Raw genomic sequence first — 7811 nt, 5'->3', positions numbered from 1 at the left:
ATTAAATTTTAGAAAATAGCCCATTTTTTGTTTAATTTAGGCGAAAGTCAACAAAAAAGGGTGGCGAAGCCACCCACACATGTTGATGAAGAGCCTGATTTTAAAATATTTGCCCAGTCGACGGATGAAGCGACAATGGGCAAACTCATCGCTACAGCAGAATCGCGATACAACGCGGGTATTGGCGGCAGCAAAGGTTCAAAAGCAGGAGAAATTACCATTAATGGCGGAAATATCACTGCTATAGGTTATGATGGCGCAGGAATTGGATCTGGATATAAAGGAACGGTAGGAACAATCACCATTAATGATGGCGTGATTGATGCAAAAGACAATTATTATGGATATGGATATGGCGCAGGAATTGGAGGTGGTCGTTATGGAAGCGCTAGTGTCATAGATATAAAAGGTGGTGTTATACAAGCCAAGGGAATAGGAATGGCGACCACTAGCTACGGTAACCCCACTTGCGGAAATATCAATATCTACGATGGTGTGAAGAAGATAATTGTTACAAGTAAGGACGATGGAAAAGGACTGGCAAGTTCAAGTGCGGTCACATTCTACAGCGGTAGTAGCGCAGTCGAAGGCGATGAAAAAGATGCTGTATTCTATGATGTAGAAAAAGGCGGTGGAAGAGAAATTCGTTCTATTGCAAAGAATCACTTGGTTACGATAGCTGATGTTGCGAAAGCTAGCGTAGGCTCTGTCGCGTATGCATATGCAGGCGAATTGGTCACGTTGACTTTGGGCACTGCGGCCAATGAATCTTCTTTAACGGTAAGTGACGGAACAAACAACCTTGAACTGACAGGTGCTGGCGATGGCAAGTACACGTTTGTAATGCCTGAAGGTGATGTAACTGTAACTGCAGATGTTTTACAGACGTACTCCATCTCCCTGCCTACCGGTATGAAAATCATTGGTTCGTCAATTGCTGCTGATGGTAACGGAACGTATATGACAGGGACGAAGGTTGAGTTCAAACCGAGTTTCCCATATTCTGCATCAAATGTGTCGGATGGTGTTAATACATTGACAGCAACAGATGGTGTGTATAGTGTCGTTGTGGATGGTTCGGACATTACGATTACAGCTGACGTGCAACGTGATGAAATCATTGATTTGACTCGGGCACCAGGTGCATTCGCTGCTATCAATGGAGATGTTTTGTCGGGCTCAACTAGCTATACGGTTCATATTGCCGATGGTGCAACAATAACCCTTTCTGGTGCGATAATTAACGGCGGCATTGTCTGCGACGGTTCTGCTACGATTATTCTTGAAAGAGAAAATACTGTGAAGGGCGCAACGAATATGGCTGGTATCCAGGTTGGTGGTGAAGGAACAACCCTTACGATTAAGGGTAACGGTTCTTTGACGGCAACGGGTTATAGCCAATCAGCGGGTATTGGTTTAAGTCGTGCTTGGAATCTTGATTATGATGTTGTTGGTGGGGATGTTGTTATTGAAGGCGGAAATATCACCGCCCAGGGTGGTAGCTATGGCGCAGGTATTGGTACTGGTATATTGCAAGGTAGTGACAGGAAAGTAACTCTTGGTAATATCACCATCAAAGGAGGAACTGTAAAGGCTATTGACGGTAAAGCCCCGAATGGAGATAAAGTTGCTAACGGCATAGGAACAGGAGATGCTTATCCTGGCTGCACAAATGAAGTTGGCGAAATTACAATCTACGATGATATTGTTGTAGTTGATGCGTCAAGCATTAGTAAGGATGTTACCTATATGCACGATGATATTGATGTGTCTGCAAGTAAAAATGATTATTTCGGCATTATTGAAAATGGAGAACGTAAAATCATATATACAGGAATCCCTGCTTTTGATGTCGAGGATCAGACATATACAGGCGAAGCAATTACACCAAAGCCAACGGTTTCATTAGGTTCTCTTAATTTCACAGAAGGTGTTGATTATGAGTATTCCTACTCCAACAATGTAAATGTTGGCTCTTCTGCAACTGTTACGGTTACATTCAAGGGTGATTACGAAGGTTTAGGAACCGTCTCCAAGACCTTCAATATCACAAAGGGTACTCCTGAGGTGATTTCCAACCCGACTCCCAACGAAGAGGGTTATGCAGGAAAGTGCCTTGCCCTCGTCAACCCCGGCACCACGAACTTTGGCAAACTGCTCTACAGAACACTCGAAGAAGAATCGTTCTCGGAAACCATCCCCTGTGTAGATAAAACCGGCGACTATCTCGTGTACTACATGGTTGAGGAAGGTGAAAACTGGGAAAAATATGTTCCCCCAGAGCCAATTCTCGTTACTGTGGAACTTGCAAAGTTCAAGGTCACCTTCGTAGATGATGAGGGTGACGAAATCATCTCTCGTGAATACGAGTATGGCACTCCGGCTGAAGGCGTTGACTTGCCACCAGAAAATCCAGAAAAGGCTGACGATGAAATGTATGCCTACACCTTTGCTGGCTGGAGTCCTGAAATTCAGGATGTGACTGGTGCTAAGACATATCGTCCAATCTACGGTAAAACCCGTATCGGTTTCGGCTCTGCCACTATCGCTGCGGATGGCTCTTGGGCAATTATCGACGGAAAGTCCAGTAAAAAAATTGATGCCGATCTTGATGCCGTCGAGATTACTGGAGATGTGACTCTCAATCGTGAATTTGTGGCGGAAAAGCCTTCCACCATCGTGCTGCCCTTTGGTACGCATATAGACAATGTTCCCGGATTCACCTTCTATTCGTTCAAGGGTGTTGTAAAGGAAAACGGCGTCTGGAAGAAGGTTGTCTTCGACGAAGTTGACAAAGAAGGTGATGGACACATTTATGCGAATACCCCCTACATTGTTGTTGCCAAAGAAGATGTGGGCGGCCTAATTGTGGAAAACGGTGTGGTATTTGATTTAAACAGTGTACGTCCGATGTCCAGCGAGGATGGTATTTGGCAGTTTGTGGGCACATACGATTTCAAGGTCTGGAACGAAGGTGATCGTGATATTGGCAGGTCATACGGTTTTGCTGCTGAGGAACGTGATGGTGCACGTATCGGACAGTTTGTAATGCTTGGAAGCAACGCCTACGCATATCCCATGCGCGCCTACCTGTATTATGCAGGGGGTAACTCTGGAGAATCTCGCAGTATGGCTCCCGCACTGTTCAAGGCGGCTCCAGCCGTCGCAAGTATCGATGAACTCCCTGAATCCCTGGATGTGGTCGTCAGGGGCGAAGAGGGTACAACCGTCATCGGGACCATCAACACCCGCACCGGTGAGTTCCGCTCCGCAGAAAATCGCTGGTTCGACCTGAACGGCCGTTACCTCGGCAACAAAAAGCCCACCGTCAAAGGATCCTACTACAATAATGGAAAGAAAGTCATTGTCAAGTAAGCCGAAGTGCGGCTATGTCAAGCCGGAAATGAAAATCGTCAAGCTGAAGGCCCGCACAAGCCTGCTCCAGGGTAGCGGCTCTCAGGATCCGATTGATGATTTGCCGGGATCGTTGGATGTTATAATAATCGGAAAATAGAGGAAATAATATGCAGAAGAAAGAATACAAGACTCCGAAAATGAAGGAAATCAAGCTCAAGGCCCGTGCTAGCTTGTTGTCGGGAAGCAGCAGCGATGGTTATTACCATGGAGGAATTTCCTATAACGGTATGCCTGATTCCGTTGATTGTAAGAACGTTTAAATACCTTCCGTTATTTCGGTGAACTATAAAAGCCCCTGCGAAGGGGCTTTACTCTTGTCTGTAGGGGCGTTTTTATTTATATTCAGGGAAGGAGGCTTTTTATGCCGGTATCAGAAACCTTAAATCCAGTTCAGTTGCATCTTTTAGATATGTTCAGATTTTGCAAGTCTGATTTAGAACTCCTTGAATTAAAGGATGTTCTTGCCGCATATTATGCCCAAAAGGTGCAGGAAGAGGCCGATCGCTTGTGGGATGATGGCACTTTGGATGCCGATGCGATTGAGCGTATCGGAAAAGAACATTGGCGAACTCCGTATAAGGCCTTGTAGTGCGTCGAATTTGTCTTGATACGAATTGCCTCTTGATGGCTTTGCCATCGCGAAGTCCGTACCATAAAGTATGGACCGATTTTTTAGGTAATTCAATTGAATTATGTGTGTCGACAGAGATTTTGCTTGAGTACGAGGAAATCTTGTCTGAACACGCTTCCCCTCGCATGGCACATCTTGTTGTTGAAGCTTTGACAAACCGTAAAAATTTGGTGCGTGTGGAACCGAGTTGGCATTTTGAGTTGATTAAGGTTGATCCTGATGACAACAAGTTTGTGGATTGCGCGATTTGTGGACAGGCTGAATATATCGTTTCAAACGATAGTCATTTCAAGGTTTTGAATGACATTGATTTTCCTGTGGTTGCATTAAAAACGTTGAAAGAGTTTGTTGAAGAACTTGAAAGGGCGTAAGTCCTTTAACCTGATGATTTCTAACCTGTTCAAACTGTTACAGCTCTCCCTGAGTGAAGGAAATGCCGATGCTTTGTGTAATGGTTTTCCGCGGCTGTCTGCGGAAGAGTGGGAACGCATTTACAACGAGGCGGACCGGCAGACTCTTCTGGGGCTTGCGTTTGACGGGGTGATGAAGTTGCCCCAGGAACTGCGTCCTCCCATGGAACTGATGTTCCAGTGGGCCAGCGAGGCGGAATCCTTTAGTGGCCTGAACAAGATTTTGAATGTGGAAGCCGCAAAGCTCACGGAGTTTTTCAAGGGGCATGGCAGAAGTTGTGCCGTTTTGAAGGGGCAGGCCAATGCCCGCCTTTACCCGAATCCGCTTTGCCGGCAGCCGGGCGACATCGACATCTGGGTTTCCGGCGGGAAAAAGAGCGTCGTGGGTTTGCTGCGGGAAACTGGAATGCAGGAATCGCTGAAGGCTTCGCCGCACCACACCCACATGAAAAATGACCGTGGAATTGATGTGGAAGTTCATTTCCGTACGTCTTCGGGCAACTACAATCCGTTTACGACAAGGCGGCTGCTGAAGTATCTGGACAGGGAAATCCTGAACTCGGTGGAGGTTCCCGAAGGTTTCTGCGCCCATTCCACGAAGTTTGCGTTGGCCATGCAGCTGTCGCACATCTATCGCCATTTTATACGCAGCGGAGTAGGGCTCCGGCAGGTTGTAGATTATTACGTGTTGCTTAGGCATTCCAGCGAAAGCGATCGCCGCGAGCTGATGGCGAACCTGGACCGTTTTGGACTGCGGAAAATTGCGGGGGCCCTCATGTGGCTGCTTCGAGAATCGTTTGGCCTTGATGATGGTTTTATGCTCTGTAAGCCCGACGAATTCCGCGGGCGGTGGCTCCTGCGGGAAATTCTGAAGGGCGGAAACTTTGGTCGCCATACAGATGGCGGTCGCCTCAAATGGCTTTACTGGTGGTTTGGCAAGCGCAAGAAATCCCTAAGTTACTGGCGCTTCGATTTGGCGGAAACCTTCTGGGCGGAAGTCAACTACTGGAAAATTTTTGTGGGGAATACTTCGACACGAATCCGGCTGCGCAAGATTTCCCTTAGGGATGTGAAGTTCTGATAATGCTTTCGCGTTAGGCCCCGCAGCCCGTATGGGGTCGGACGCGAAGCGGCTGAACGACAAAAAGACCGAACTGGATTTTTCCAGTTCGGTCTTTTTATAGCGCAAGGGGCCGGCCCGTAAGGGCAACGCCCTGGATCCTTCGCTTCGCTCAGGATGACACTTTAGTGAAAGGAGATCCCGGAACAAGTCCGGGATGACATCCTCTTACTTCACGATGTGACGATGATACTCCTGCAGGCTGCAGACTTCGAAGCGGCCGTAGTCGTGCTTGTCCATGAGGCCTTCAACGGTGGAGGTGAGGGCGGCGATGGTGGTGGTGATAGGCACGCCGCTGACCACTGCCTTGCTGCGCATCTGGATTTGCGACTTTGTCGCAATCGCCTCGTTCGTCAAATGAGAATAAGCGAGCTTATTCTCGCTTGACTCGCTTCGTTGCTTTCATCGACCATGGCTTCGGCGCCGGTTTGCATGGAATGCCATCCAATAGCTCGTCAAGTGAGAACGCTAACGTTCTCGTTTTCCTCGCTTTAAAGGATGTCGCTGGTGTTCACGATCCACTGGACTTCCTTGTCGTGGATGAGGTCCAGCAGGTTCGGGCGGCCGCGGGAAATGCGGAATACGGCGCGGGTCTTGATGCCTTCGTTGTAGAGCATGGTGGAGGTGCCGCGGGTGGCGTAGAGGCCGTAGCCCAGTTCCACCAGCTGACGGATCAGGGGCACTGCGCGGGCCTTGTCCTCGTCCTTGAGGGAGACGAAGATGTTGCCCTGGCCCGGAATGCGGTTGCCGGAGGCCAGCTGGCTCTTGAGGTAGGCTAGGCCGCGGTCGCGATCCAGGCTCATGACTTCGCCGGTGGACTTCATTTCCGGAGAAAGGGTCACGTCGACGCCCGGGAACTTCACGAAGGGGAACACTGCTTCCTTCACGCTCACGTACGGAACATGGACTTCTTCGGTGAAGCCGATTTCTTCGAGAGTTTCGCCCAGCATGCAGCGGCTTGCGTAGCTTGCCAGAGGCACGCCGATGGACTTGGAGACGAAGGGCACGGTGCGGGAGGCGCGGGGGTTCACTTCGATCATGTAGAGTTCGCCATCCTTGACGGCGAGCTGCATGTTCATGAGGCCAACCACGTGGAGTTCCTTTGCGAATTCCTTGGCGTAGCCGCGGACTTTTTCCTGCAGGTCCTTGCTGAGGGTCATGGGCGGGATAACGCTTGCGGAGTCACCGGAGTGGATACCTGCGGGTTCCACGTGTTCCATGATGGCGCCCACAACGGTGGTCTTGCCGTCGCTGATGCAGTCCACGTCAAGTTCGGTTGCGTCTTCCAGGAAGCGGTCGATAAGGATGGGCTTGCCTTCGCCGATGGCTGCGGCTTCTTCCACGAACTTGCGGAGGTACTTTTCCTTATAGACAATCACCATGCCGCGGCCGCCCAGCACGAAGCTGGGGCGCACGAGAACGGGGTAGCCGATCTCTTCGACAATGGCGAGAGCTTCTTCAACGTTATGAGCAATGCCGGAGGCGGCCTGCTTGATGCCCACCTTGTCAACCAGCTGCTTGAAGAAGTCGCGGTCTTCGGCAAGGTCGATATCCTCGGGGCTTGTACCCACCACATTGGCGCCGGCCTTCTTCAGGCGCATTGCCAAGTTAAGCGGAGTCTGGCCACCGAACTGAACGATAACGCCGTAGCAGTTTTCGCGTTCGTAGATGCCCATGACATCTTCGAGAGTCAGCGGTTCAAAGTACAGCTTGTCGGATGTATCGTAGTCCGTAGAAACGGTTGGAGGCTTCGCCTCTATCCCCTGGCTCGCCAAATGAAAATAAACAAGTTTATGTTCGCTTGGCTCGCTGCGTGGCTATCCGGGTTGCTCTCAACTTTTGGGCGTTCCCCCGGCTCCCGGGACCAGCTCAACAGAACCGCCGCCGGGGTCGGGCTATACTCGCTTCGCTCACCGAGCCTAAAGTCTCGGCCCATACGGGTAACTATCCCTAACGCGAAACGCTAGTCTTCAGCCTCATTGGCTAGTTTGATAAAGTTGTCAAAAGCCTCGATTATGGAGTCTGCGTTTGTATAAGACTTGCGGATGATTACAAAGGACCACTTTGCAGGTTCAAATAAAAAATTTCATGGTATTGTCCTATATCCATAGTATAGGAGTGTTAATGAGGCTTTTTTTGAGGCATCATCAACATGTGTGGAAGCATTTAGGCAGCCTTGCTAGATGATTCTCTCGATTCCGATTCCCATTCGTAGGCTATCTTTACATCTACA

Annotated in this window: 8 protein-coding genes and 1 pseudogene; 7 read left to right on the top strand and 2 right to left on the bottom strand. The window is 49.4% G+C overall.

Translation table 11 applies throughout. From position 1 onward, the window contains the following. Window positions 1-135: 135 nt before the first annotated feature. The 7 genes and pseudogenes from BGX12_RS16165 to BGX12_RS14810 all read left to right on the top strand — a co-directional run. Window positions 136-276: pseudogene (locus BGX12_RS16165) on the top strand (hypothetical protein); the annotation flags it as partial. A 39-nt stretch (window positions 277-315) separates the two neighbouring features. Further along, complete coding sequence (locus tag BGX12_RS14825; protein WP_146196380.1) at window positions 316-3375, top strand: hypothetical protein; 3060 nt, start codon at window positions 316-318, stop codon at window positions 3373-3375. Next, the gene (locus BGX12_RS15610; protein ID WP_158236583.1) at window positions 3350-3514 is read left to right on the top strand and encodes a hypothetical protein; all 165 of its coding nucleotides are present in this window, start codon (window positions 3350-3352) and stop codon (window positions 3512-3514) included. The genes BGX12_RS14825 and BGX12_RS15610 overlap by 26 nt, the downstream gene beginning before the upstream one ends. 10 nt (window positions 3515-3524) lie before the next feature. After that, complete coding sequence (locus BGX12_RS15605; protein ID WP_158236584.1) at window positions 3525-3677, top strand: hypothetical protein; 153 nt, start codon at window positions 3525-3527, stop codon at window positions 3675-3677. A gap of 101 nt (window positions 3678-3778) precedes the next feature. Continuing rightward, the gene (locus tag BGX12_RS14820; RefSeq protein WP_101478857.1) at window positions 3779-4006 is read left to right on the top strand and encodes a hypothetical protein; all 228 of its coding nucleotides are present in this window, start codon (window positions 3779-3781) and stop codon (window positions 4004-4006) included. Beyond that, window positions 4006-4419, top strand: coding sequence for a putative toxin-antitoxin system toxin component, PIN family (locus tag BGX12_RS14815; RefSeq protein ID WP_199173980.1), 414 nt, complete (start codon window positions 4006-4008; stop codon window positions 4417-4419). The genes BGX12_RS14820 and BGX12_RS14815 overlap by 1 nt, the downstream gene beginning before the upstream one ends. Continuing rightward, the gene (locus tag BGX12_RS14810; RefSeq protein ID WP_109736801.1) at window positions 4397-5539 is read left to right on the top strand and encodes a nucleotidyltransferase family protein; all 1143 of its coding nucleotides are present in this window, start codon (window positions 4397-4399) and stop codon (window positions 5537-5539) included. Before BGX12_RS14815 ends, BGX12_RS14810 begins: the two co-directional genes overlap by 23 nt. 207 nt (window positions 5540-5746) lie before the next feature. Here the strand turns inward: BGX12_RS14810 and BGX12_RS15600 are convergent, their stop codons facing one another. After that, window positions 5747-5935 carry a hypothetical protein gene (locus BGX12_RS15600; protein WP_146249981.1) on the bottom strand — a complete coding sequence of 63 codons (189 nt, stop codon included), beginning with the start codon at window positions 5933-5935 and terminating at the stop codon, window positions 5747-5749. Between the two features lie 134 nt (window positions 5936-6069). Further along, complete coding sequence (locus tag BGX12_RS14805) at window positions 6070-7353, bottom strand: ATP-grasp domain-containing protein (protein WP_233246420.1); 1284 nt, start codon at window positions 7351-7353, stop codon at window positions 6070-6072. Window positions 7354-7811: the final 458 nt, after the last annotated feature.

The organism is Fibrobacter sp. UWR4 (assembly GCF_003149045.1).
In the GTDB taxonomy this organism is placed as follows: domain Bacteria; phylum Fibrobacterota; class Fibrobacteria; order Fibrobacterales; family Fibrobacteraceae; genus Fibrobacter.
Note: the sequence above shows the minus strand (reverse complement) of the source record. Positions and strands in the feature narration are given on the sequence as shown.